Annotated in this window: 19 protein-coding genes; 6 read left to right on the top strand and 13 right to left on the bottom strand. The window is 70.4% G+C overall.

Annotated features, from left to right (window positions below):
• Positions 1-87: 87 nt before the first annotated feature.
• The 3 genes from ACZ6TD_RS04620 to ACZ6TD_RS04610 all read right to left on the bottom strand — a co-directional run bounded on the left by ACZ6TD_RS04620 (position 88) and on the right by ACZ6TD_RS04610 (position 2,213).
• On the bottom strand, positions 88-1,059 hold the full coding sequence (locus ACZ6TD_RS04620; RefSeq protein ID WP_471350898.1) for an arabinan endo-1,5-alpha-L-arabinosidase: 972 nt from the start codon (positions 1,057-1,059) through the stop codon (positions 88-90).
• A 132-nt stretch (positions 1,060-1,191) separates the two neighbouring features.
• Positions 1,192-1,998, bottom strand: coding sequence for a DUF427 domain-containing protein (locus ACZ6TD_RS04615; RefSeq protein ID WP_471350895.1), 807 nt, complete (start codon positions 1,996-1,998; stop codon positions 1,192-1,194).
• Entirely contained in the window at positions 1,995-2,213 is a 219-nt protein-coding gene (locus ACZ6TD_RS04610; protein WP_471350893.1) for a hypothetical protein, read from the bottom strand. The genes ACZ6TD_RS04615 and ACZ6TD_RS04610 overlap by 4 nt, the downstream gene beginning before the upstream one ends.
• Before the next feature lie 469 nt (positions 2,214-2,682).
• Between ACZ6TD_RS04610 and ACZ6TD_RS04605 the strand changes: the two genes are divergently transcribed.
• Positions 2,683-4,140 carry a sodium:solute symporter family protein gene (locus tag ACZ6TD_RS04605; protein ID WP_471350890.1) on the top strand — a complete coding sequence of 486 codons (1,458 nt, stop codon included), beginning with the start codon at positions 2,683-2,685 and terminating at the stop codon, positions 4,138-4,140.
• Positions 4,141-4,167: 27 nt separating this feature from the next.
• On the opposite strand, the gene ACZ6TD_RS04600 is transcribed toward ACZ6TD_RS04605, so the two are convergent.
• The 10 genes from ACZ6TD_RS04600 to ACZ6TD_RS04555 all read right to left on the bottom strand — a co-directional run bounded on the left by ACZ6TD_RS04600 (position 4,168) and on the right by ACZ6TD_RS04555 (position 14,795).
• Entirely contained in the window at positions 4,168-4,902 is a 735-nt protein-coding gene (locus ACZ6TD_RS04600) for a YqjF family protein (protein WP_471350887.1), read from the bottom strand.
• Positions 4,903-4,937: 35 nt separating this feature from the next.
• Positions 4,938-6,113 (bottom strand): CaiB/BaiF CoA transferase family protein, encoded by a 1,176-nt coding sequence (locus tag ACZ6TD_RS04595; protein WP_471350885.1) that lies wholly within the window; start codon positions 6,111-6,113, stop codon positions 4,938-4,940.
• A gap of 77 nt (positions 6,114-6,190) precedes the next feature.
• Positions 6,191-7,159, bottom strand: a complete 969-nt coding sequence (locus ACZ6TD_RS04590) for an acetylxylan esterase (protein WP_471350883.1) — start codon at positions 7,157-7,159, stop codon at positions 6,191-6,193.
• Positions 7,160-7,315: 156 nt separating this feature from the next.
• Positions 7,316-8,359 carry a LacI family DNA-binding transcriptional regulator gene (locus ACZ6TD_RS04585; protein ID WP_471350881.1) on the bottom strand — a complete coding sequence of 348 codons (1,044 nt, stop codon included), beginning with the start codon at positions 8,357-8,359 and terminating at the stop codon, positions 7,316-7,318.
• A 226-nt stretch (positions 8,360-8,585) separates the two neighbouring features.
• Positions 8,586-9,431, bottom strand: coding sequence for an amino acid ABC transporter ATP-binding protein (locus tag ACZ6TD_RS04580; RefSeq protein ID WP_471350878.1), 846 nt, complete (start codon positions 9,429-9,431; stop codon positions 8,586-8,588).
• Positions 9,428-10,213 (bottom strand): amino acid ABC transporter permease, encoded by a 786-nt coding sequence (locus tag ACZ6TD_RS04575; RefSeq protein WP_470003843.1) that lies wholly within the window; start codon positions 10,211-10,213, stop codon positions 9,428-9,430. Before ACZ6TD_RS04575 ends, ACZ6TD_RS04580 begins: the two co-directional genes overlap by 4 nt.
• A 41-nt stretch (positions 10,214-10,254) precedes the next feature.
• Positions 10,255-11,052 (bottom strand): basic amino acid ABC transporter substrate-binding protein, encoded by a 798-nt coding sequence (locus ACZ6TD_RS04570; RefSeq protein WP_471350874.1) that lies wholly within the window; start codon positions 11,050-11,052, stop codon positions 10,255-10,257.
• A gap of 130 nt (positions 11,053-11,182) precedes the next feature.
• Entirely contained in the window at positions 11,183-11,410 is a 228-nt protein-coding gene (locus ACZ6TD_RS04565; protein WP_210943942.1) for an SGM_3592 family protein, read from the bottom strand.
• Between the two features lie 142 nt (positions 11,411-11,552).
• Positions 11,553-13,529, bottom strand: a complete 1,977-nt coding sequence (locus ACZ6TD_RS04560; protein ID WP_471350867.1) for a glycoside hydrolase family 127 protein — start codon at positions 13,527-13,529, stop codon at positions 11,553-11,555.
• 180 nt (positions 13,530-13,709) lie between these two features.
• On the bottom strand, positions 13,710-14,795 hold the full coding sequence (locus tag ACZ6TD_RS04555; RefSeq protein ID WP_471350863.1) for a MerR family transcriptional regulator: 1,086 nt from the start codon (positions 14,793-14,795) through the stop codon (positions 13,710-13,712).
• Between the two features lie 337 nt (positions 14,796-15,132).
• Between ACZ6TD_RS04555 and ACZ6TD_RS04550 the strand changes: the two genes are divergently transcribed.
• The 5 genes from ACZ6TD_RS04550 to ACZ6TD_RS04530 all read left to right on the top strand — a co-directional run bounded on the left by ACZ6TD_RS04550 (position 15,133) and on the right by ACZ6TD_RS04530 (position 24,085).
• Positions 15,133-16,164 carry a DUF8189 domain-containing protein gene (locus ACZ6TD_RS04550; RefSeq protein ID WP_471350860.1) on the top strand — a complete coding sequence of 344 codons (1,032 nt, stop codon included), beginning with the start codon at positions 15,133-15,135 and terminating at the stop codon, positions 16,162-16,164.
• Between the two features lie 139 nt (positions 16,165-16,303).
• Complete coding sequence (locus ACZ6TD_RS04545; RefSeq protein WP_471350856.1) at positions 16,304-18,148, top strand: family 43 glycosylhydrolase; 1,845 nt, start codon at positions 16,304-16,306, stop codon at positions 18,146-18,148.
• A 59-nt stretch (positions 18,149-18,207) separates the two neighbouring features.
• Positions 18,208-20,094, top strand: coding sequence for a family 43 glycosylhydrolase (locus tag ACZ6TD_RS04540; RefSeq protein WP_471350852.1), 1,887 nt, complete (start codon positions 18,208-18,210; stop codon positions 20,092-20,094).
• On the top strand, positions 20,094-21,539 hold the full coding sequence (locus tag ACZ6TD_RS04535) for an RICIN domain-containing protein (RefSeq protein WP_471350848.1): 1,446 nt from the start codon (positions 20,094-20,096) through the stop codon (positions 21,537-21,539). The genes ACZ6TD_RS04540 and ACZ6TD_RS04535 overlap by 1 nt, the downstream gene beginning before the upstream one ends.
• Positions 21,536-24,085, top strand: coding sequence for a glycoside hydrolase family 127 protein (locus tag ACZ6TD_RS04530; protein ID WP_471350845.1), 2,550 nt, complete (start codon positions 21,536-21,538; stop codon positions 24,083-24,085). The genes ACZ6TD_RS04535 and ACZ6TD_RS04530 overlap by 4 nt, the downstream gene beginning before the upstream one ends.
• The last annotated feature ends 65 nt before the right edge of the window (positions 24,086-24,150 follow it).

Genomic DNA, 24,150 nt, shown 5'->3' with positions numbered 1-24,150 from the left:
GCTTCCCGAGCACCTGGGGTTGCCGTCCCCGCAGCCGTGGGGACGGCAACCATCAGGCACTCGGGGCTCAGCCGTCCCGCGGGCCGATCAGTACGCGGTCGGCCAGCCGCCGGACCAGTTCAGCAGGTTGACGCCCAGCTTCGGGGTGCCGTTGTCCTGGCCGTCGTAGTAGTGGTAGACGAGCAGATCGCCGTCGACGTCGCTCATCACCGACTGCCCGCCGGGGCCGATGTAGCGGCCGTGGGACTCCAGGACCGGGGTGCCGCCGTTGTTCATCATGTTCACCCCGCTCTTGTCGTAGTACGGACCGGTGGGGCTGGTGGCGCGGCCGACCTTGATCTTGTACGTGGAGCCGGCACCCGCGCAGCAGGTGTCGTACGACGCGAACAGGTAGTAGTAGCCGTTGCGCTTGACGACCGACGGGCCCTCGACCGCCTTGGTGCCGGTGGGCCGGGAGGCGATGGCGTAGACCGTCCTGTCGCCCGCGTACTGCTTGCCGGTGGCGGGGTCCAGGCGGATCATCTTCAGCCCCGACCACCACGAGCCGAACGACAGCCACCACTTTCCGTCGCTGTCCACGAAGAGGTTGGGGTCGATGGCGTTGTAGTCGCTGCCGCCGGTGGTGGCGTGCACGATGCCCCGGTCGGTCCAGGTCCCGGCCCTGCCGCTGGGGGAGGTGGCGAGGCCGATGGCGGAGTTGCTGGAGCCGAAGGACGAGACGGCGTAGTACATCAGGTAGGTGCCGCCCTGGTGCGAGATGTCCGGCGCCCAGGGGTCGTTGTCGGCGGAGTACGTCCGCCACCAGGAGGGCGGGGTGGTGAAGGCGCTGCCCGAGCGGCTGAAGGCGATCCGGTCGGTGGAGGTGCGGGCCTCCAGACCGCCGTGGGTGGAGTAGAGCAGATAGGTGCCGTCGGCGGCGCGGATCATCGACGGATCGTGGACGACGGTGTCGCCCGTCACCCGGCCGGGGTTGGGGTACGCGGAGGCGCTGGTGGGGAGCAGGGCGAGCAGGAGTGCGGTGGGCAGCGGGAGCCATCTGGTGGCGCGGCGCGCTTTCATGGCGGTTCTCCTCTCGTGGGCCTCGGGTGTGCGCGTTCGGCGAGCGAAAATGACGGAGCGTCAAGTCTAGTCGTGGACACGCGCGTAGGCCCTGGGCAGAGGCCCAGGGCCCTTCCGGGGCGAGGAGGTGTTTTACGCCTGTCGGTGTTCCTTCTCCCAGTTCGCCCTGCTGACCGGGGCCGGCCGGGGAAGCGGCCGGCCGTCCAGGTAGAGGTCGACCTTCTCGTTGTAGAAGGCGACCAGCCCCGCGATGGGGGACACCTGGCGGGTCGGGAAGTCATAGGTCCAGGCGAGGTCCGGGTGGGTGGCGGTGTCGGTCCGGACGGACCAGTAGCCGCTCGTCATGCCCTTGTACGGACAGCTGGTGACGGTCTCGGTGGGCTCCATGCGCGTCCAGTCCAGATACACCCGGTCCAGGTAGTAGCGGGTCGGGAGCCCCGTCTCCAGCACCATCACCGAGCTCGGGGCGTCGGCGAGCACGGCGCCGTCCAGCTCGACGCGCACGGCGCGGCCCGACCGGAGCGCGTCGACGCGGGTGTACGGGCTCCTGGGGTGGACGAAGACCTGCTCGTCCTCCTCGAACCAGGCGTCGATGGCCTCCCAGCGGAAGGTGAACTGGCCGACGATGCCGGAGGGCGCGTCCTCGCCCCACTCCCAGGCCGCGCCCGGGCGGGTGAGCGAGCCCACCTGGAGGGTCTGGCGGCGCGCCCCGCCGACCTTCAGCGCCATGCTCCGGCCCTCGTCGACGAGCGCCCCCTGGACTATGTCGTCGCGGGGCACGCAGTACTGCGGATAGCCCGGCCAGAGCCACACATAGCGCGCCCGCACCGTGTCGAAGACGGGACGGCCGGCCACGAAGCCACGGATGCGGCGCGGCACGGGCTCCACATGCCCGATCGGAACGATCATCGCGGGGTAGTCCGGTGTGTACTCCGTCATGCCTCTTCCAGGGCCTCTCCGAACTCGCGCAGCGCCTTGCCGTGCTGGCTGTGGGCCAGCCCGTGTCCGACCGCTATGGCCGCCGCCACCGGCCAATCGATGATCCCGACGGCGGCGATGACGCCGAGCCCGGCGAGGAAGCAGAGCTGCTCCCGCGACGGCAGCTCCACCCGCCGCCCATCGCACTGGACGGTCACCGAATGGCGCGCGCACACGTCCTCGGCCGCGGCGCGGGCACCGTGGGGTCGCCTCTTCCCCGCCGGAGCCGGTGTCCGGGAGGATGCCCTGGTGGGAGGGGCTGTACTGGTCGCTCTGGCCATTGCTTCGATCCGTTCGATCCGCTCATCGACCTGTGACGGACATCCGCGCGATGACCCTTCCACCGTAAGCCCACTTCCCGGGCTCATGCGCGTTGCGGGGTGACCCCGGGGGAGTGGAACACACTCACCGGCGGGCCCGTCATGGGCGGCAGGCCCGCGGTGGCGCCAATACCGGAATCGCTGCCTTCCACAATGGCGCGGAAATGCTTGCCACTGCCTATGGAACCGGAATGGTGAACAGCGTTCTGTGGGGGGTTTATGTCAAAGACCGCATTTCCGGGTCCCGCTGACGCGGTTCGACGGCAGCCTTGCGTCACTCTTCCGAGTCGGCCGAGCGCCGGAATCGTCAACGCAAGGAGAAGCGGTGTCGTCTTTCCAGATAGTTGTTCTTATGGTGGTGGCCTACATCGTCCTCATCGCGGCGGTGAGCGTCATCGCCCGTAAGGCGGGCGTGACGTCGGAAGGATTCGTCCGCGGCGGCCGGGTCTTCCCCGCAGCCGTGATCGGTCTGTTCATGGCGTCCGAAGTCGTGGGCACCACGGCCAGTATCGGGACGGCCCAGGGTGCCTTCACTTACGGAATCTCCGCTGCCTGGAACCTCGGCGCCCTGGGAATCGGGTTCATCGTCTTCGCCGTGCTGTTCGCGAAGCGATTCAAGCAACTGGACGAGGTGACCATCTCCGGCGCCCTGGAACGGGGATACGGAGCGGGCGTACGGCGAGCGGCTTCCGTGACCATGATCGTATCGCTCCTCCTGGTGGCCACCGCGGCCTATGTGAGCGGCGGAGCGATGATCTCGGCTCTGCTCAGGATCGATGCCGACTGGGCCGTCGTGATCGTTGGTGTCCTGTCGAGTGTCTACGTAGTGATCGGCGGTATGCGCTCGGTCATCTACACCAATCTGATCAACGTCTTCGTCAAAGTGGTAGGAATCGTTGTCGTCGCGGTGTCCGCGTACTTCGCCGCGGGGGGTTACGAAGGCATCAGCGACTCATCGCCGTCGAAGATGCTCGACTGGGACGGAGTCGGCTGGAATCAGATAGGCGCTTGGCTCATCGCCGGCGGCGGGGCCATGTTCGCGACGCAGTACGTAGTGCAGGCGATGACCGCGGTCGACGACGAGGCCAAAGCGCGGAACGCGGGCTTCTACACCAGCCTTGTCTTGATCCCCTATGGCATCCTCGCGGCATTCATCGGGGTCTGCGCGGCCGTGGTGCACCCCGACATCCCTAGCATCCAGGCACTTCCGTCCATGGTCGTCCGGCTCAGCCCATTTCTTCAGGGCATCGCGGTAACCGGACTGATCGCTTCGGTGTTCGGCCTCATATCCGCCCTGACGATCGGCGCTTCCACTCTGCTGCTGAAGGACTTCTACCAGCCGTATTTCAACCCGTCGGACAACGAGAAGAAGGCCGTGCGATTCGCCCGGCTCTCCACCCTTGGCTGCGGGCTGATCCCGGTGGTGGCGGCCCTGTTCGCATCGGACGTACTCGGCATGACGTTCCTCGCCAAGGCACTCCGGGCCTCCCTGGCCGTCTTCGTCGTCCTGATGTTCCGCCGGCCGTCGTACGGCTCCCGACAGGGCGCCCTGGCCGCCATCTGCCTGTCCCTCCCCGCAGTCGTCGGCTGGTACGCGGCGGGTGACCCCTTCGGCATCGACAACGCGTACATCGCCATCCTCACCCCCCTGCTGGTCATGACGATCGCCCAGCTCAGCGGGCGAGGCACCAAGGCGAGCGCGCCCATCGCCCGCACCCCCTCGACGGTGGCCGCCGCATCGCCCGCCGACTCGTCCCGGGAGGTGACGCACACAGACACATGAGCCGGTGCCGCAGCCCACTTCCCGGGCTCATGCGCGTTGCGGGGTCCCGAAGCGCACGGCGACCCCGGGGGAGTAGAGCACACTCACCGGCGGGCCCGTCATGGGCGGCAGGCCCGCGGTGGCGATCAGGCCGTCGTCGAGATCGAGCAGCTCGGCCCGGTGCAGCGGCCACGGTGCGTGGTCGTTCGGCAGGTGCACCGTGCGGCCGTGCCACGACACATGCAGCCCCCACCGGGCGGTCAGGAACCGTTCCAGCCGTGTGGGCTCCGTGATGGCCCCGCCTGTCCTCACCACGGCCCGGCTCGTGCGACCCCGGGCCGCCGGGCGCCGTCGCAGGCCGCAGCTATAGGTGATCACATCCTCCTCACGGCGCAGCCGCATCGTGGACCACCGATAGGGCAGCCGGACGGTGAGCCGGCCCACCAGCACGGGGAGCAGCCGGGCCGCGTCCAGGGACCGGAACACCACACCGCGCCGGCCCTGCCCGTCCACCGAGTACAGCCGCACGTTCGTCTCGCAGAACGTGCCCAGATACGGCAGGCCGGGCCCCGGCCCGAAGCCCACACCGCGCATCAGGAACGGGACCAGCCCGACATAGGTGACACCGTCGAGGGTGTCCGGGCGCGTACCGGCGGGCAGCAGCGGGGCCACGCGCTCCGGCTCCACCGGCCAGTGCAGGAAGGTGAGTTCATCCCAGCGCTGGACCAGTGTCGGCCGTCGCACGGGCCGTGGCGTGGACAGGGTGATCGGCTCGATCTCCATGGTCGGCGTCGTAGCACAGGAGTCCGGGCCACCCATCAGGCGGGTCCCGGATTCCCCGGCCGGGCGACCGGCTCGGAGAACTCGGCGCGCACCGCCTCCGTGTGCTCGCCCAGCTCCGGCACCGGCCGCATCGGCGCCCTGCGGCCCGCCACCTCCACCGGCGGCAGCAGACCGCGCAGCGGCCCGACCGGGGAGCCGAACTCGCCCCAGCGGCCGCGGGCGTCGAACTGGGGGTGGGCGGCGAACTCCGCGAGGTCGCGCAGCCGGGCGTTGGCGATACCGGCCCCGTCCAGCAGCGCGATCAGCCCCTCGGCGGTGTGGCCCGCGAAGCACGCCTCCAGCTCGGCCGTCAGCTCCTCGTCATGGGCGCGGCGCAGTGGGTTGTCCGCGAAGCGCGGATCGCGGATCAGCTCCGGGCGGCGGAGCACCCGCTCGCACAGGGCCACCCATTCCCGGTCGCTCTGCACGCTCAGGAACACCTGACCGCCGTCCCCGCAGCGGTAGGCGCCGTACGGCGAGATGGACGGATGGCGGGCGCCGCTGCGGACGACACCGGCACCGCCGTACGCCTGGGCGAAATAGGGGTGGCCCATCCACTCGCCCAGTGCGTCGAGCAGGCTCACGCTCAGATCGGTCCCCGCACCGGTGCGCTCCCGCTCGTACAGCGCGGTGAGGATGCCGGTGTAGGCGTACATCCCGCCCGCGATATCGGCGATCGAGATCCCGGGGCGGGCCGGGGCCTCGGGGCTGCCGGTGATCGACAGCAGCCCCGCCTCGCACTGGATGAGCAGGTCGTACGCCTTCTTCTCGCGGTACGGGCCGCTGTCCCCGTATCCGGAGATCGCGCAGGTGATCAGGCGGGGGTGGGCGGCCCGCAGCGTATCCGCCCCCAGGCCCAGCCGGTCCACGGCGCCGGGCGCCAGATTGTGCACGAAGACATCGGCGCGGGCGAGCATCGCATCGAGCAGCGCACGGTCGGTGGCGTCCTTGACGTCGAGGACGACGCTCTCCTTGCCCCGGTTGACCCAGACGAAGTAGGCCGACGCGCCCTTGACCTCGCGGTCGTACTCGCGGGCGAAGTCCCCGCGCCCCGGTCGCTCCACCTTGATGACCCTGGCCCCCAGATCGGCGAGCTGACGGGTGGCGAACGGGGCGGCGACGGCCTGCTCCAGGGCGACGACGGTGATGCCTTCCAGCGGTTGCGCGGGCACGGGCGGCTCCTTCGGTGCGGGTAGCCCCTGTCTACCCCGTGCCGGGCGGCGATCGAACGCCGCCCGGCACGTCCGGATCAGCCCAGCAGCCTCCGCAGGAAGGCGATCTGCTCGGCCTGCTGATGGGTGCCGCCGCCCTCGTGGCCGTTGAAGGACCACACCTTGAGGTCCTTCTCACCCGCGTAGTGGTGATAGGCGGCGAAGCCGCAGGAGGTCGGGGTGATCTCATCGCGCAGGGCGGTCGAGAACAGCGCCGGCGCGTTGGCGCGGGCCGCGAAGTTGAGCCCGTCGAAGTGGTCGAGCGTGGCGAACACCCGCTCGGCCAGCTCGCGCTGTCCGGCGCAGAACCGGGCCAGTTCACCGTAGGGATCGGCGTCGGTGATCTCGACCGCGCGCCGGATGTGGGTCATGAACGGCACATCCACCAGCGCCGCCGTCAGATCAGGCACCAGCCCGGCCGCCGCCAGGGCCAGCGCACCGCCCTGACTGCCCCCGCTGACCACGATCCGCGCGGGATCCACCAGCGGATGCTCACGGGCCGCCTCCACCGCCCGCACCGCGTCCGTGTACAGCCGGCGGTAGTAGTAGTCGTCCGGGGAGAGGACGCCGTGGGTCATCTTGCCCGGCGTCTCGGGCCCGGTGCCGCCGACCGGATCGGGGGTGACGCCGGGGGAGTGCTGGACCCACCCCTGACCCCGGCTGTCCATCACGAAGACCGCGTAGCCCGCCGACGGCCACAGCAGCCAGTTGTGCGGCAGCCCCCGGCCGCCGCTGTAGCCGAGGTACTGCACCACGCACGGCAGCGGGCCCGCCACGTCCCGCGGGGCCAGCAGCCAGCCGCGTATCCGGTGCCCGCCGAAGCCGGAGAACGCCACGTCGTAGGTGTGCACCCGGGTCAGTCCGGTGTCCTCCTCGGTGAACACCGCGTTCAGCTCGCTCGTGCGGGCCTCGGCGAGGGTCCGCTTCCAGAAGGCGTCGAAGCCGTCCGGTTCGGGCAGCGGGGGCTGGTAGGTGCGCAGCTGCTCCAGGGGCAGGTCGATGAACACGGTGGGCGGACCTCCGTAGTGATCGGTGCCGTGAAGGGATGTGCGGTCAGGAGCCGATTGAGGAGTCGGTTCAGGGGCGATGGAGGGTACGGGGGCGATGGAAGGGACGGGGGACACGGACTCGTCCGGACATCCGAGCAGTGTTCGACTCCTCGGTCATGAAGGAGCGCGGAGCGGCGGAGCGGTACTGGACCTGACCATGAGCCGGGTGGACAGCTCGGTCCGGACGGCCTCCGGCACCTCGCCGGTCATCAGCCGCAGCAGCGTGCGCAGCGCCGCGCCCGCCATCTCCGACAGGGGCTGACGGACCGTCGTCAGCGCGGGCGTGATCCAGCGGGCCTGCGGCAGATCGTCGAAGCCCACGACGCTGATGTCCCGCGGCACCCTCAGCCCCCGTCCCCTGACCGCCTGGTACACACCCGGCACCATCTGATCGGAGCAGACGAAGACGGCCGTGGGCGGCTCGGGCAGACCCAGCAGCTCACCCATCCGGTGGCGCGCCCCGGCCTCGCTGATCTCGCCGTAGCGCACATACGCGGACGGCACCGGTAACCCGGCCGCCGCCATCGCCGAACGGTACCCGGCGACCCGGCCGCCGTCCCGCGCCGCCCGTCCCAGGCCGCCGATCACCGCGATCCGGCGGTGGCCCAGCCCGATGAGGTGCTCGGTCGCGGCCATCCCGCCCTGCCAGTTGGCGGCCGCCACGGACGGCACCCCGGGCGGCGGGTCGCTCGCGGGGTCGATCAGCACGAACGGGATCCGCCGCTCGTCGAGCCAGGAGTACTGGGCGGGGGCGAGCTCCATGAGATGGAACAGCACACCCGAGCTGCCCCGGGCGTACAGCTTCTCCGGCCAGCCGTACTCGAGCCGGCCGTCCCGGCTCCGGGTGGCCGCGGCCGAGACCACCACCTCGAGTCCCGCCTCGTGCGCGGCCTCGGCCGCGCCGTGCAGCACCGCCCCCGACCAGGCGCTGTCGAGCGAGTGCACCACCAGGTCGACGATCGCGGTCGGCTTGGGCGCCTCGCAGCGCCGCCTGCGGATGTACCCCAGGCGGTCCAGGACCTCGGTGACCCGGCGGCGGGTCTCGGGGGCCACGTCCTCCCGGCCGTTGACCACCTTCGACGCGGTCGGCACCGACACACCCGCCTCACGGGCGACGACCGCCAGTGTGGGGCCCGTCGATCCCGAGGAACGAGCCATTGAGACTCCCTTCCCTAACCGCCCACGTGGAACCCCTGACCGGGCAGCAATCGGTTACCAACCCTAAGGCCGCCTCAAGTCGCCGGGAAGACCCCGGTCGTCGAGGTGGGAGGTCCGCGACTCCTTGTCGCCGCCGCCCGCGACAAGGTTGCCCGTTACGCGCCGTGGCGTCGCCGACCCGCGTCCCGCCCGCCGACCAGCACCCGGACCCGCGCCCGCACGGAGCTCAGCGGTCGATCCGCGCTCCGTGCGGGCCCGTGTCCGGCACCTCCCCGACCCGCGCCGCGGCCGGGTCGAGTACCCGGGTGAGAAAGGCCCGGGTGCGGGGGTGGGCCGGATCGGACACGACCTGCTCCGGTCCGCCCTCCTCCACGATCACCCCGTCGTCCATGAACACGACCCGGTCGGCGACCTCCCGCGCGAAGCTCATCTCATGGGTGACGACCAGCATCGTCATCCCCTCGTCGGCCAGGGCGCGCATCACCGCGAGCACATCGCCGACCAGCTCCGGATCGAGCGCCGACGTCGGCTCGTCGAACAGCATCAGCTCCGGGTCCATCGACAGCGCCCGGGCGATGGCCACCCGCTGCTGCTGGCCGCCCGAGAGCTGCGCCGGATAGGCCGACTCCTTGTCGCCCAGGCCGACCCGTCGCAGAGTCTCCCGTGCGATGCGCGCCGCCTCGGCCTTGTCTCGGCGCAGCACCCGCCGCTGGGCGATGGTGAGGTTCTCCAGCGCCGTCAGATGCGGAAAGAGATTGAACGCCTGGAACACCATGCCGATCCGCCGCCGCACCCGGTCGATGTCCACATCCGGGTCGGTCACCTCGGTCCCCGCCACGGTGACCGAGCCCGAGGTCGGCTCCTCCAGGAGGTTCACACAGCGCAGCAGCGTCGACTTGCCGGATCCCGAGGGGCCGATGACACAGACCACCTCGCCCCGCCGGACGGTGAGATCGATGCCCTTGAGCACCTCCAGCTCACCGAAGGACTTGTGCAGACCCGCCACCCGGATGGCGATGCCGTCCGCCTCGCCGGTTCCCTTCACCTCCGTCGTCTCCTTCACACCGGTCACCTCGCCTTCGCCGCGCGGGCCTCGAGCCGGCGCACCAGGTGGCCGAGCGGAACGGTGATGATCAGGTAGCACACCCCGGCGACCAGGATCGGGGTGAGGCTGCGGTGCTGATTCAGCGCGTCCCGGCCGAACTTGGACAGCTCGTACTGGTCCAGGGAGAGCCCCAGCAGATAGACCAGGGAGGAGTCCTTGGTCAGCAGCACCAGTTCATTGGTGAGCGGCGGCAGGACGATCCGGAACGCCTGCGGGATGATGATCGAGGCCATCGCCCGGCTGTGGGACATGCCCAGCGAACGCGCCGCCTCCATCTGCCCCTTGGGCACCGCCTGGATGCCCGCCCGCATCGTCTCCGCGATGTAGGCGGCGCCGACGAGCCCCAGCGCCAGCATGACCGTGACATACCGGTCCAGCGCCACCTGGAAGGCGAGCGGCACCCCGAATCCGAGCGCGATGAACACCAGCAGCGCGGGCACCCCGCGGAAGAACTCGATGTAGGCCACCGCCAGCCAGCGGTACGGCGGCACCTGGGAGAGCCGCATCAGCGCCAGCACCACCCCGAGGACCAGGCCGAAGCCGAAGCCGAGCAGGGTGTAGACGACGGTGTTGACCAGGGCGGTGGTGATGATGTCGGGAAACAGGGACCGGGCGACCTCGGCGTCGAAGAACGCGCGCCGCAGTTCACCCCAGTCCGCGGCCAGGACGATGGCGAGCAGCAGGGCGATCAGCACGGCGTACTGCACCGTTCGTATCGCCCGCGCCCGCTGCCGGCGGGTCATTGCCATAAGTGTGCGGACTCCTCAGCTCCGATGGCCGTCGGCGGGCGTCACTTCTTGGGCGCGGTGCCGAACCACTTCTTGTAGACGCGGTCGTAGGAGCCGTCCGCCCGGGCGGCCTTCAGCACCGCGTTGATCTTCTTGCGCAGTGCGTCGTTGCCGGTCCGCACGGCGATGCCGTAACTCTCGCCGGTGTCGAACTCGGCCGTCACCGCGGTGTCGGGGTTGTCCTTGACGTAGTCGTAGAGCACACCGTTGTCGTTGATGCCCGCGTCGGTCTGCCCGGTCTTGACGGCGGTCAGCAGCAGCGCGAGGTCCTCGAACTGGACCAGCTTCGCGCCCTTGGCGTGCTTCTGGGCGTAAGCCTCACCGGTGGTGCCCTGCTGGACCGCGAGCTTCTTGCCCTTGAGGTCGGCGAGGGAGGTGAACGGCTTGCCCTTGGCGGTGAGCAGCGCCTGCGTGGCCTCGAAATAGGGGGCGGAGAAGTCCAGGTTCTTCTCGCGTACGTCGGTGATGGTCATCCCGGCGGCGGCCACGTCGCACTGGTTGGTGTTGAGGTCCTCCCCGGACTGGATGCCCTCGAAGGGCGTGTCCACGATCTCCTGTTTCACATGGAGCGCCGAGGCCACGAGATCGACGATGTCCACATCGAAGCCGACGATCTTCTTGCCCTGCTTGGACTGGAAGGGCGGATAGGGCAGATGGGTACAGGTCGTGAGCTTCCCGGAGTTCACCAGGCTGATGTCCTTGCCGCCGGACCCCGACGACTTGGTGCTGGTGCACCCGGCCAGCAGGGCGGATACGGCGGCGACGGCTATGACGGGCGGCAGGGCGGAGCGAGCGAACACGGCACCTCCGGGGGCAGGGTCGGCGAACGACCACGGATCTCATGATCAGTGAGTCGGGCCGCATCCTCCCACCGGAAGTGGCGCGGTGTCTTTACGCGTGCAATTGCGACCGGGTAACGGAGAGGCGAGGTCAGCGCCGCCGGCGCCGCCTGCGGCGCTTGCTCCAGAACCAGCCGGCCGGCGGCTCGTCCGCCCGCCAGGGCTGGGGCTCGGGCGCGCCGCGCCGCCAGCGCGCGGTCAGCATCCGGGTGCGCGCGGCGGGCTCGGTGACCTCGGCGTCACGTATGAAGTCCGCGTCGAGGACGACGTCGTCCCAGTCGTCGGCGTCGTCCCCTCGGGGTGTGGATCCGGTGCTCACGGGCACCTCCCGTCGGCCGGTGCCGCTCGGGCACAGGAGCGTGTTCCTCGAGCGGGGAACGCGTGGGGTGTCCGCCGAGTTCCGGCGGACGCGGGGCGACCCATGCCGTGGTCGGCGAGGATCAGCAGGGCGGGTCCGGACGTCAGCCGGGCGGGGTCCGGACCGGGATCCACACCCGCATCGCGCCGGGCTCGCGGTTCGCCCACGCGTAGTACGGGATCGCGGTCACCGGGACCGGCTCGGGGGCCTTCGCGCCACCCGAGGCCCCGCCGGAGCCCGTACCGTCGCTCCGGTACGGCCACCAGCCGTCGCGCGCGACGGTGTGGGGCAGGGCCAGGGCGGTGATCACGGTCATCCCGCCCAGCAGCTCCGGCCGGTGCTCCGGGGCCGGCGCGGCATCCGGGTCGAGGTCGATGTCGTCCAACCGCAGCCCGGCGGGCTGATCGGGCTGCTCCAGGCAGTACACCAGCGGGCCGCGCTCGATCGCGGCACAGCCGCGCACCCCGTCGATCCGCGGATCGGGCCGGGTGAGCCGGGGGGCCAGGGGCAGGCCCAGCACGACCGTCTCACCGGGCCGCCAGCGCCGCCGCAGCCGCAACCAGCCGTTCTCGGCCCGCTCGGCCACCGGCTCCCCGCCGACCGTCGCCTCGTACGTCCGCGCCCAGTGCGGGATGCGCAGCGACAGCGTCCAGTCCTCGTCCGGCGGGGCCGCGTCCACGACCACCGCGATCCGCCCCTCCCAGGGGTAGCCGGTCCCCACCCGCACCGCGCCGCCGCCCGCCTCGTACGAGCCGGACGCGTACTGGTGCAGCTGGAGCCCCTCGGCGTCACCGCTCGCCATGTAGTGCGGCAGCGAGGCCAGCAGCCGCATCACGTTGGGCGGGCAGCAGGCACACCGGAACCACGGCGTCCGGTGGGCGCTCTGGTCACCGGTGGCGGCCTTACGGTGCTCATCGTCCTGGCGGACCCGCAGCGGATTCACATAGAGCCAGCGCTCACCGTCGATCGACACCCCCGACGCGAAGCCGTTGAACAGGGTCCGCTCCACCAGATCGCTGTAGCGGGCCTCCCCGGTCAGCAGCGCCATCCGCCAGCCGAAGTGGATGGCGGCGATGGCCGCGCAGGTCTCGGCGTACGCCCGGTCCTGCGGCAGCTCGTACGCGTCGCCGAAGGACTCCAGCTCGTGCCGGGAGCCCACCCCGCCGGTCAGATGGGTCTTGGTCGCGGCCATGTCCTCCCACAGCCGCACCAGGGCGTCCCGCAGCCCCTCGTCGCCGGTCTCCGCCGCCACATCGGCGGCCCCGGCCAGGAGGTACAGCTGGCGCACCGCATGACCGGCGACCGCCGTCGCCTCCCGCACCGGGACGTGGTCCTGCCAGTAGGGCGCCCCGGGACGGGGGCCGGGTGAGCCGTCCGGCGGGCCGTCGCCGAGGCTGCCCCGCCCGCGCCGGTCCACGAAGTACCCGGCCAGATCGAGATAGCGCCGCTCACCGGTCTCCCGGTACAGCTCGACCAGGGCGGTCTCGATCTCCGGATGGCCGCACACCGTCTCGTCCTTGCCGGGCCCGAAGGTGGCGTCGATCAGATCGGCGTACCGCACCGCCACATCGAGCAGTCCGTCCCGGCCGGTGGCCCGGTGATGGGCTATCGCGGCCTGGAGGAGATGGCCCGCGCAGTACAGCTCGTGCCCCCAGCGCGGGTCCGTCCACCGCCGGGCGTCCGGGCCGAGCTGGTAGTACGTCTGGAGATAGCCGTCCTCGTCCTGGGCGGCCGCGACCAGCCCGGCCAGCCGCTCCACCTGCCGGGACAGCTCCTCCTCGGCCGGTCCCTCGCCGCCGTCCGCGAGCTGCCAGGACGCCGCCTCCAGCCACTTGTGCACATCGGAGTCCTGGAACGGGAAGTCGCCCCGGAAGCCGGACTCCTCCGGCGCCGCTCCCGCGGCGGCCCGGAGGTTGGCGAGGTTGCCCGCCCGCTCCAGCCGGTCCGGCCCCTGGGGAACGCTCACCTCGGCGTTGACGCGGCGTCTGGCGGCCCAGAAGCCGCCGGTGATCCGCGCCGAGGTGGCCGGGCGGAGCGCGGTGCGCGCTTCCCGGGAGAGCCGGATCGGACCTGCGGACATCCGTCCACCCCTTACGCCGCGCCGCCGGCCACGCCCGTCTCCCGGTCACGCAGGAGTGGAAACCGGTTTCCGCCGCGAGCATATGGACGCGTTCTTCCGGCCGACAAGACCTTGCACACACCATTCATCGACGTTCGACAACCGGAGTCGGCGGGCGGGCGAGGCGGCCGGAGCGGCGGCTTACGCCGAGGTCAGCGCCCCCTGTTCGGCCACATGGGCCACCACACAGGTGACGTTGTCGGGCCCGCCCGCGCGGTTGGCGAGGGCGACCAGCTCCCGCACCGCCCTGCCCGGGTCGTCCTCCGAGGCGAGCACGCGCTGGATCTCCTCGGTGGGCACGACCCCCGTCAGCCCGTCCGAGCACAGCAGATAGCGGTCCTCGGCGCGGGCGTCCCGCAGGGCGAAGTCCGGCTCGAACGCCGAACCGGCGCCCACGGCGCGCAGCAGCAGCGCCCGCTGGGGGTGCGAGGCGGCCTCCTCGAGGGTGATCCGCCCCTCGTCGATCAGCGACTGGACCACCGTGTGGTCATGGGTGATCTGGAAGAGCTCGTCGTCGCGCAGCAGATAGGCGCGCGAGTCGCCGATGTGGACCAGCCCAAGACGGGAGCCCGACCACACCATCGCGGTGAGCGTCGTGCCGACATCCCGCAGCGCGGGGTCGGACGCGGCCAGCGCGGAGACCGACTCATGGGCCCGGTGCGCCGCCTCCTCCAGGGCGCTGAGCAGCTCTCCGCCCGGGACGCCCGCGTCCAGCGGTTTGAGCGCCTCGATCGCCGCCTCGCCCGCGCGCCGTCCGCCCCCGACTCCGTCGGCCACGGCGAGCAGGCGCGGACCGGCGTAACCGGCGTCGTCATTGCTCTCCCGGACCGAGCCGGTGTCGGAGAGCACGGCGTAGCGGATCCCCAGGGTGGTGTGGTCAGAAGACATCGTGGTGTCCTTCCCGGACAGATGGTCGACGAGGAAGGCGGCCAGGTCCCGCCGGGCGGCGGTGTCGGCCTCGACCCGCGCCCAGTACGCGCGCACCTCCCGCGCCGCTGCCTCCGGCTCCAGCTCGCACACCGCCCGGATGTCGGCCAGCGGCATGCCGAGCCGCCTCAGCCACGCCACCAGACGGGCCCGCTCCAGCTGGGCCGGATCGTAGAGGCGGTAGCCGGAGTACGGATCGACGCGGGCGGGCGGCAGCAGCCCGAGCTCGTCGTACAGGCGGAGCGCCTTGGGGGACAGCCGCGACGCCCTCGCGAACGCACCGATGGTCAGCAGCCCCATGCTCGCCCTCCTCGTCGCCGGGCACCTCGCCCGGCGACCACGATGCTCGGGCTTCCCCCTTGGGGAAGGTCAATGGGAGCAGCGGGACCAGCGGGAGAAGCGGTGTAGGGGCGAAGGGCGTTGGCCGGGGTCGCGATCAGTATCGCTCTTCTCGTATGACGATTTCCTAAGTAAGCGAGCGCGTCCAATCCGATATCCACCCCTCATGGCAATGAGTCGGTCATATCCACACATCTTGTCTTCTTCGGGTATCCGCCATGCTTGCCCCGGGAATTGACGGTGTATCCGCGCACTCTCGTGGCCTCACGAGGCATCACGAGAAGAGGGAGGTCCTCTCATGGTCGTTTCCACCACTCCCGGCACCGTCTGGGGCACCTGGATCAATCTTCAGGGCGGCATCCACTCCGAGCCCGCCCCGGTCGCGTTCGCCGACGACCGGGTGCAGGTCTTCATCCGGGGCGGGTCGAACATCCTGTGGAGCAGGGTGGAGGCCCGCGACGGCACGTGGGGGCCGTGGCAGCAATACCCGGGCCTGTCCGTCGACGGCATCCCGGCGCCGATCCGGGGCAAGGACGGAAAGATCCGGGTCTTCTACCGCACCCCGAGCAACAATCTGGAGGTCATCACCCAGACCTCCATCAACTCCGGCTACGGGCCGCCCCAGACCCTGGTCACCGGCATCGGGGACGACCCGGCCGCGGCGCTCGGCGCCGACGGCCGCATCTACGTGTTCTTCCCCGGCACCGACAACGCCCTGTGGTACATCCGCAATCAGGATCTGCAGTACGAGACCTACACCTCCGCGAGCTCGCTGGGCGGTGCCATCTTCGCCACGCCCTCGCCCATCCTCGACGGGGGAGGGCGGCTCGTGGTGGCGGTCAAGGGCTCCGGCGAGACCTTGTACACCATCCAGCAGCAGACCGAGAACTCCACTGTCTGGGAGGCGTTCTCGCTCAATGCCGCCAACGTGACCAGCCGTCCGTCGGTGTGCCTGGACGCGGCCGGCCGGGTGCAGATCTTCTACCGCGGTTCCGACGGGTCCGTCCGGCGGGTCGGACAGAGCGACGACTACGACACGTTCGGCGCCCCCGTGAGCCTCGGCGCGCAGATCGTCTGGCGGCCCGTCTGCGCCCTGGCCCAGGACGGCCGGGTCAACGTGTTCATCAAGGCCACCGACAACGCCCTGTGGGTCGCCGTGCAGAACACGGAGAACGGCACGGCCTACAGCGGCTTCCAGTCCCTGGGCGGGGTCGTCGGCTCCGCCGGCGTCGGTGTCCCCATCCTCAACGAGGAGAACCTGCTCTACGTCTTCATCCAGGGCAGCGGAACCGCCAGGGACCTCTGGCTGCAGCGCCAGACCTTCGTCTGATCCACCCCACCATTCCCTCGCGTCCTCCAGGGCTCCACGGTTTTCGAAACTTTCGCACCCTCTCCAGGGGCTGTCGGAAGTCATCAGAACCCTTAATCTCCGAACAAATTCGATCACTTCGGATCGCAGGAGCCCTCTGATGCCCCCGCATGCCACCCGACCCTGGAGAACGCCGGCAGTGCTGCTCGCGCTGCTGGCCGCCCTCGCTCTCGTGGTCCCCCTCACCGCGAGCCGTGTGCACGCCGCGGAGCACCACCGGAGCGACGGGAGCGGACGCGCCGCGCAGCAGCCCACCACGGTCTCCCGCTATCTGTTCACCGCCTTCACGAACAGCAGCGAGAGCAATATGTACGTCTACGGGTCCGACGACGCCCAGAACTTCTGGTCGATCCAGGACAAGGCGTACGCCCCGCCCTCCGGTCTCGTCCGCGACCCCAGCGTCATCCACCGCGGCGGCCGCTACTACGTGGCCTACACCACCGGATGGACCGGCACCACCTTCGGCCTCGCCGTGAGCGACGACCGCCGCACCTGGACCCATCTCGCCGACATCGACCACGGCGTGGCCGCCAACAACACCTGGGCACCGGAGTTCTTCACCGACGCGCCCGACGGCAAGGTCCGCATCGTCGTCTCGCTGTCCACCGGACCCACCGCCTACCGGCACTTCCAGCCCCATGTCCTCACCGCCCTCGACGACACCCTCACCAAGTGGAGCAAGCCCCAGCCGCTCGAGGGCATCTCGCCGAGCGAGAGCGACTACAACGGCTACATCGACACCTTCGTGGTCCGTAAGGGCGCCACATACCACGCGTTCACCAAGAACGCCACGGGCGAACTCATCGAGCACGCCGTCGCCGACCGCGTCACCGGTCCGTACCGCTTCACCGGCAAGGGCGACTGGGCGGGATGGGGCAGCCTGCTGGAGGGCCAGACCGTCGTCGCCCTGCCCGGCGGGGGCTATCGCATGTTCATGGACGGCTACACCGTCAAGAAGTACTACTACAGCGACAGCCCCGACCTGGAGCACTGGACGCCCAAACGGGAGCTGCCCGGCCTGTCGGGGGTGGTGCGCCACGGCACGGTCATCCGGGAGACCGCCACCGTGCGGCCCGGAGACTCCAACCCCGCGCTGCCCGGCTACCACGCCGACCCCGATGTGATGTACGCCGAGGGGCGGTACTGGATCTACCCCACCGAGGACGGTCACCCCGGCTGGAGCGGCACCCGTTTCAACGGCTTCTCCTCACCCGACCTCGTCCACTGGACCGACCACGGCCCCGCCCTCGACCTCGCCGATGTCTCCTGGTGCCACGAGAACGCCTGGGCCCCCTCGGTGGTCAGGAAGGGCGACACCTACTGGATGTACTTCAGCGCCTGCCAGTCCATCGGCGTCGCCAAGTCCTCCAGCCCCCAGGGACCGTTCACCGACGCCCTCGGCAAACCGCTGGTCGCCAAGGGGCAGTTCGGCCACCAGACGATCGACCCGGACGCCTTCGTCGACGACGACGGCACCCCCTACCTCTACTTCGGACAGGGCGCCTTCGAGACGGCCCGGCTGAACGACGACATGGTCTCCTTCGCCACCCAGCCGGTGAAGATCACTCCGCCCGGCTACAACGAGGCCCCGACCGTCTTCAAGCGCGCGGGCCGCTACTACGCGATGTGGTCGGAGGACGACACCCGCAGCCCCGACTACCGGGTGGCCTACGGGGTCTCCGACTCACCGCTCGGCCCCTTCACCAAGGCGGCGGGCAACCCGGTCCTGGCCAAGGACCCCGGCGATCAGATCCTCGGCACCGGCCACAACTCCGTCATCCAGGTCCCGGGCCGCGACGAGTGGTACATCGTCTACCACCGCTTCGCCCGCCCCGGCGGCGACGGCACCCATCGCGAAGTCGCCATCGACCGGATGCGGTTCGACCCCGACGGCACCATCCAGAAGGTCCGCCCGACGCAGGCCGGCATCGAGCCCGTCCGATAGACCGGCGTCACGCCCGTCCGATGTCAGGCGCAGCAGCCGCCAGAGCAGGAGAGAACCGTATGAGCCGCAGCGAAGAGCACCAGCCCAGCCGCAGACGCGTGGTGATGGGCGCCCTCGTCCTGGGGGCGGCCGCCGGAACACCCGGCATCGCGCGTGCCGCCACCCCCGCGGCGCCGCGAGCGGCCGCCAAGGCCCCCGCGTACGCCAATCCGCTGGTGCGCCGGCGCGCCGATCCGCACATCCTCAAGCACACGGATGGCTACTACTACTTCACGGCCACCGCCCCCGAGTACGACCGCATCGTCCTGCGGCGCTCCAGGACCATCGGCGGCCTGGCCACCGCCGCCGAGTCGGTGATCTGGAAGAAGCACACCAGCGGCGACATGGGCGCCCACATATGGGCCCCGGAAATCCACTTCATCGACGGCAAGTGGTACGTCTACTTCGCCTCGGCGCCCGCCAACGACGTCTGGAAGATCCGGATGTGGGTGCTGGAGAACGCGAGCGCCAACCCCCTGGCCGGGACCTGGACCGAGAAGGGCCGCATCGTCACGCCCGTCGACTCCTTCTCCCTCGACGCCTCCACCTTCACGCACCAGGGCACCCGCTATCTCGTCTGGGCCCAGAGCAACCCGGACGTCGGCAACAACTCGAGCATCTACCTCGCCCGGATGGCCAATCCGTGGACCATCACCGGGCCCCAGGTGGAGATCTCCCGGCCCACGTACGACTGGGAGACCCGGGGCTTCAAGGTCAACGAGGGCCCCTCGGTCCTCCAGCGGAACGGCCGGGTCTTCCTCACCTACTCCGCCAGCGCCACCGACGCCAACTACTGCATGGGGCTGCTGACCGCCTCCGCCGGCAGCGACCTGCTCGCCCCCGCGTCCTGGAAGAAGAGCCCGCAGCCGGTCTTCACCAGCAATGACACCACCAAGCAGTACGGGCCCGGCCACAACTCCTTCACCGTCGCCGAGGACGGCCACACCGACCTCCTCGTCTACCACGCCCGCCAGTACAAGGACATCACCGGCGACCCGCTGAACGACCCCAACCGGCACACCCGCGTCCAGGCGCTCGGCTGGAAGGCCGACGGCACCCCGGACTTCGGTGTGCCCGTGGCCGACGCGCCCGCGCGGGACACCACGGCCGCCACCCGCTTCACCATGACGGCGTTCACCAACAGCAGCGAGTCGAACATGTACGTCTACCAGTCGTCCGACGCGACCACGTACACCCTGCTCAAGGGACCCGCCTACACCCCGCCGTCCGGGCTGATCCGCGACCCCAGCGTCATCAAGCACACCGACGGCTACTACTACATCGTCTACACGACCGACTGGACCGGGAACACCATCGGCTTCGCGCGCAGCCGCGACCGCGTCAACTGGACCTTCGTCCGCAACCACACCCTCCCGGTGGCCGGTCTCGAGCGCACCTGGGCGCCCGAGTTCTTCGTGGACGACGGCGGCGGCGTCCACATCATCGTCTCGCTGGACACCACCGCCACACCCGACTACATCTTCCGGCCGCATCTGCTCACCGCCACCAACGCCTCGCTGTCGTCCTGGACCACGCCCACACCGCTGAAGGGCCTGGACACCGCCAACTACATCGACACCTTCGTGGTCCGCCACGCGGGGCAGTACCACGCCTTCACCAAGCAGGAGACGACCAAGTACATCGAGCACGCCACGGCCACCAGCCTCGGCGGGCCGTACACCTTCCGCGGCACCGGCGACTGGGCGGGCTGGGGCAACTGGCGCGAGGGGCCCGCGCTGGTGCGTCTGGACAACGGCGGCTGGCGGATCTACTTCGACGGCTACACCGAGCAGAAGTACTACTACAGCGACAGCCTCGACGGCTTCCGGACCTGGACCCCGATCCGGGAGCTGCCCGGGCTCACCGGATTCGCCCGCCACTTCACCGTGTGGAAGGAGACCGTGTGATGCGCGGACGTCCCAGGGCCCGTCTGTGGACCCTCGTCCTGGCCGCCGTCCTCGGGCTGCTCGCCCCGTTAGCGGGGGCCGGCGCGGCGCAGGCCGCCCCCGTGACCGTCGCCAACGGCACACAGTTCACCACCACGTCGGGCGAGGCGGTGCACGCCCACGGCGGGGGAGTCATCAAGTCCGGCGGCTACTACTACTGGTTCGGCGAGAACCGCAACGCCGACAACACCTTCCGTTATGTCTCCGCCTATCGCTCCACGGACCTGAAGACCTGGGAGTTCCGCCGCCACGTCCTCACCCAGGCCACCGACCCCGAGCTGGCCTCCGCCAACATCGAGCGGCCCAAGGTGCTCTACAACGAGCGGACCAGGAGTTACGTGATGTGGATGCACAAGGAGAACGGCAGCGACTACAGCGAGGCGCGCGCGGCCGTCGCCACCTCCGCCACCATCGACGGTGACTACACCTGGCGGGGCAGCTTCCGCCCGCTGGGCCGGCACATGTCCCGGGACATCACCCTCTTCCAGGACAGTGACGGCGCCGGATACATGGTCTCGGCCGCCCGGGACAACTACGACCTGCACATCTACCGGCTGACCGACGACTACACCGGGGTGGCGAGCCTGGTGGCCAACCCCTGGCCCGGCGGCCACCGTGAGGCACCGGCGCTCTTCAAGCGCGGGAACGTGTACTTCATGCTGACCTCCGGCGCCACCGGCTGGAACCCCAACCAGCAGCAGTACGCCACCGCCACCAGCCTGGCGGGCCCCTGGAGCGCGATGCGCGACGTGGGCGACGCCACCGCCTACGGTTCGCAGACCGCGTACGTCCTGCCGGTGCAGGGCAGCGGCACCACCTCGTACCTCTACCTGGGCGACCGCTGGGGGAACTCCTTCGGCGGCACCGTCAACGACTCGCGCTACGTCTGGCTGCCCCTGGCCTTCCCCACCGCCACCACCCTGACCATGGACTGGTATCCGCAGCTCACCATCGACACGGCGGCGGGCACGGTGACCGGCTCCGGCGGTCCGTACACCACGCTCAAGGCGCGGCACAGCGGCAAGTGCGCCGACATCGTCTCCGGCTCGCAGACCGATGGCACCGCGGCCGTGCAGTACACCTGCAACGGTGGTGGCAACCAGCTGTTCTGGTCCAAGGACGTGGGCGGTGGCCAGGTCCAGCTGGTCGCCCGGCACAGCTCCCAGTGTCTGACCGTGGCCGGCGGCTCCACCGCCGACGGCGCCGCCGTGGTCCAGTCGGCCTGTGGCACGGCGACGAACCAGCAGTGGCGGGCCACCGACACCGGTGACGGCTACGTCCGGTTCACCGCCCGCTCCAGCGGCAAGTGCCTGGACGTGGCGGACGAGTCCACGGCCGACAAGGCCGCGCTCCTCCAGTGGAGCTGCACCGGCGGCGCCAACCAGCAGTGGCGGCGCGAGTCATGAGCGAACCAGTCGACAGACGGCACTTCATCGCCACCACGGCCTCCGGAGCCGCGGCCGTGGCGCTCACCGTCGGCGCCGGAGGCACCGCCGCCGCGGCGCCCCCCGGCGCCACCCCGGCCGCGACCCACCGCAAACCCAAGGCGCTGACCAGTGCTCAGCCCTTTCCGCTCACCGCCGTGACCCTGCTCCCCGGCGCCTTCAAGGACAACCAGTCCCGTAACACCGCCTATCTGCGCTTCGTCGACATCGACCGGCTGCTGCACACCTTCCGCCTCAACGTGGGCCTCCCCAGCAGCGCCCAGCCCTGCGGCGGCTGGGAGAGCCCCAGCACGGAACTGCGCGGCCACAGCACCGGCCACCTCCTGTCCGGGCTGGCCCTCAGCTACGCGGGCACCGGCGACACCGCCCTGCTCGACAAGGGCCGCAAGCTGGTCTCGGCACTCGCCGCCTGCCAGGCCAAGTCCCCGGCCGCCGGCTACGGGCAGGGCTATCTCTCGGCGTTCCCCGAGAGCTTCTTCGACCGGCTGGAGGCCGGTACCGGGGTGTGGGCGCCGTACTACACCATCCACAAGATCATGGCCGGGCTCGTCGACCAGTACCGGCTCGCGGGCAACGCCGAGGCCCTGGAGACCGTGCTGCGCCAGGCCGCATGGGTCGACACCCGCACCGGCAAGCTCAGCTACGACCAGATGCAGCGGGTGCTGCAGACCGAGTTCGGCGGCATGAACGACGTCCTCGCCGATCTGCACGCCATCACCGGCGACAGCCGCTGGCTGAAGGTCGCCGAGCGCTTCACCCACGCCCGGGTCTTCGACCCGCTGGCCCGCAATGAGGACCGGCTCGCCGGGCTGCACGCCAACACCCAGATCCCCAAGATGGTCGGCGCCATGCGGCTGTGGGAGGAGGGGCTCGACAGCCGCTACCGCACCATCGGCGAGAACTTCTGGAAGATCGTCACCGACCACCACACCTATGTGATCGGCGGGAACAGCAACGGCGAGTCCTTCCACGAACCCGACGCCATCGCCGCGCAACTCAGCGACAACTGCTGCGAGAACTGCAACAGCTACAACATGCTCAAGCTCACCCGGCTGATCCACTTCCACGCGCCGGAGCGCGTGGACCTGCTCGACTACTACGAGCGCACCCTGTTCAACCAGATGCTCGGCGAACAGGACCCGGACTCGGCCCACGGCTTCAACATCTACTACACGGGTCTCGCCCCCGGCTCCTTCAAACAGCAGCCGTCCTTCATGGGCCCCGACCCCAATCAGTACTCCACCGACTACGACAACTTCTCCTGCGACCACGGCAGCGGCATGGAGACCCAGGCCAAGTTCGCCGACACCATCTACACCCACGCCGACCGCAGCCTGCTGGTGAACCTCTTCATCCCCTCCGAGCTGCGCTGGCAGGACAAGGGCATCACCTGGCGCCAGACCACCGGCTTCCCCGACCAGCAGACCACCACCCTCACCGTCACCTCCGGCGCGGCCTCCCTCGAACTGCGCGTCCGCGTCCCCTCCTGGGCGGCCGGGGCCCGCGCCACGCTCAACGGCACCACCCTCGCCGACCGGCCGCCCCCCGGGAGCTGGCTGATCATCGACCGCCAGTGGAAGACCGGCGACCGGGTCGAGGTGACCCTGCCGATGAAGCTGACGTTCGACCCCACCCCCGATGACCCCGACGTCCAGGCCGTGCTCTACGGGCCCGTGGTGCTCGCCGGGGCGTACGGCGGACGCACCGGGATGACCATGCCGCGCCTGGACACCGGATCCGTGTCCCAGACGGCCACCAGCCCCCTGCGGTTCAGCGCCACGGCCAGTGGGGAGAGCGTGACCCTGCTGCCGGTCGCCCGCGTCCACCACCAGCACTACAACGTGTACTGGCTGACCGGGCAGCCGCCCACCCCGCCGCCCGCCTTCGCCGCCTGGCACCGCTTCGACGAGACCTCCGGCACCACCGCGGCCGACGCCACCGGCCGGGGGAAAACCGCCCGGCTCGTCGGCGGCGCCTCCTGGACGGCGGGCAGGACCGGTGGCGCGGTCGCCCTGAACGGCACGGACGCCCATGTCGTCCTCGCCGACGACCTCCTGGCCGGCGCCCGTGCCTACACCCTGGCCACCTGGGTCCGGCTGGACGGCACCCCCGCCACCTGGACCCGGATCTTCGACATCGGCACCGGTGTCACCGCCAATATGTTCCTCACCCCCGTGGCCGACTCCGGAAAGCTGCGCTTCGCCATCACCGCGGGCGGCGGCGGAGCCGAGCAGCGCATCGAGGCCGCACCGCTGCCCACCGGCCAGTGGGTCCATGTGGCCGTCGCCTACGGCAGCGGCACCGCCGTCCTCTACGCCGGCGGGCGCGAGGTGGGGCGCAACACCGCCATCACCGTCGAGCCCGTCCACTTCGGCAACCACATCCGCGCCGGCTATCTCGGCAAGTCGCAGTACCCGGACCCGTACCTCAAGGCCGCGTTCGACGACGTCCGTGTGTACGGCAGGACACTCAGCGCCAATGAGGTCGCCACTTTGGCCCAAAGCTGACAAGCTCAGGCGGGCGGGCCGTCCCCACGGTCCGTCCGCTCCCCACCGCACCGTACGGACAAGGA

This window comes from Streptomyces yongxingensis, from assembly GCF_055597465.1.
Note: the sequence above shows the minus strand (reverse complement) of the source record. Positions and strands in the feature narration are given on the sequence as shown.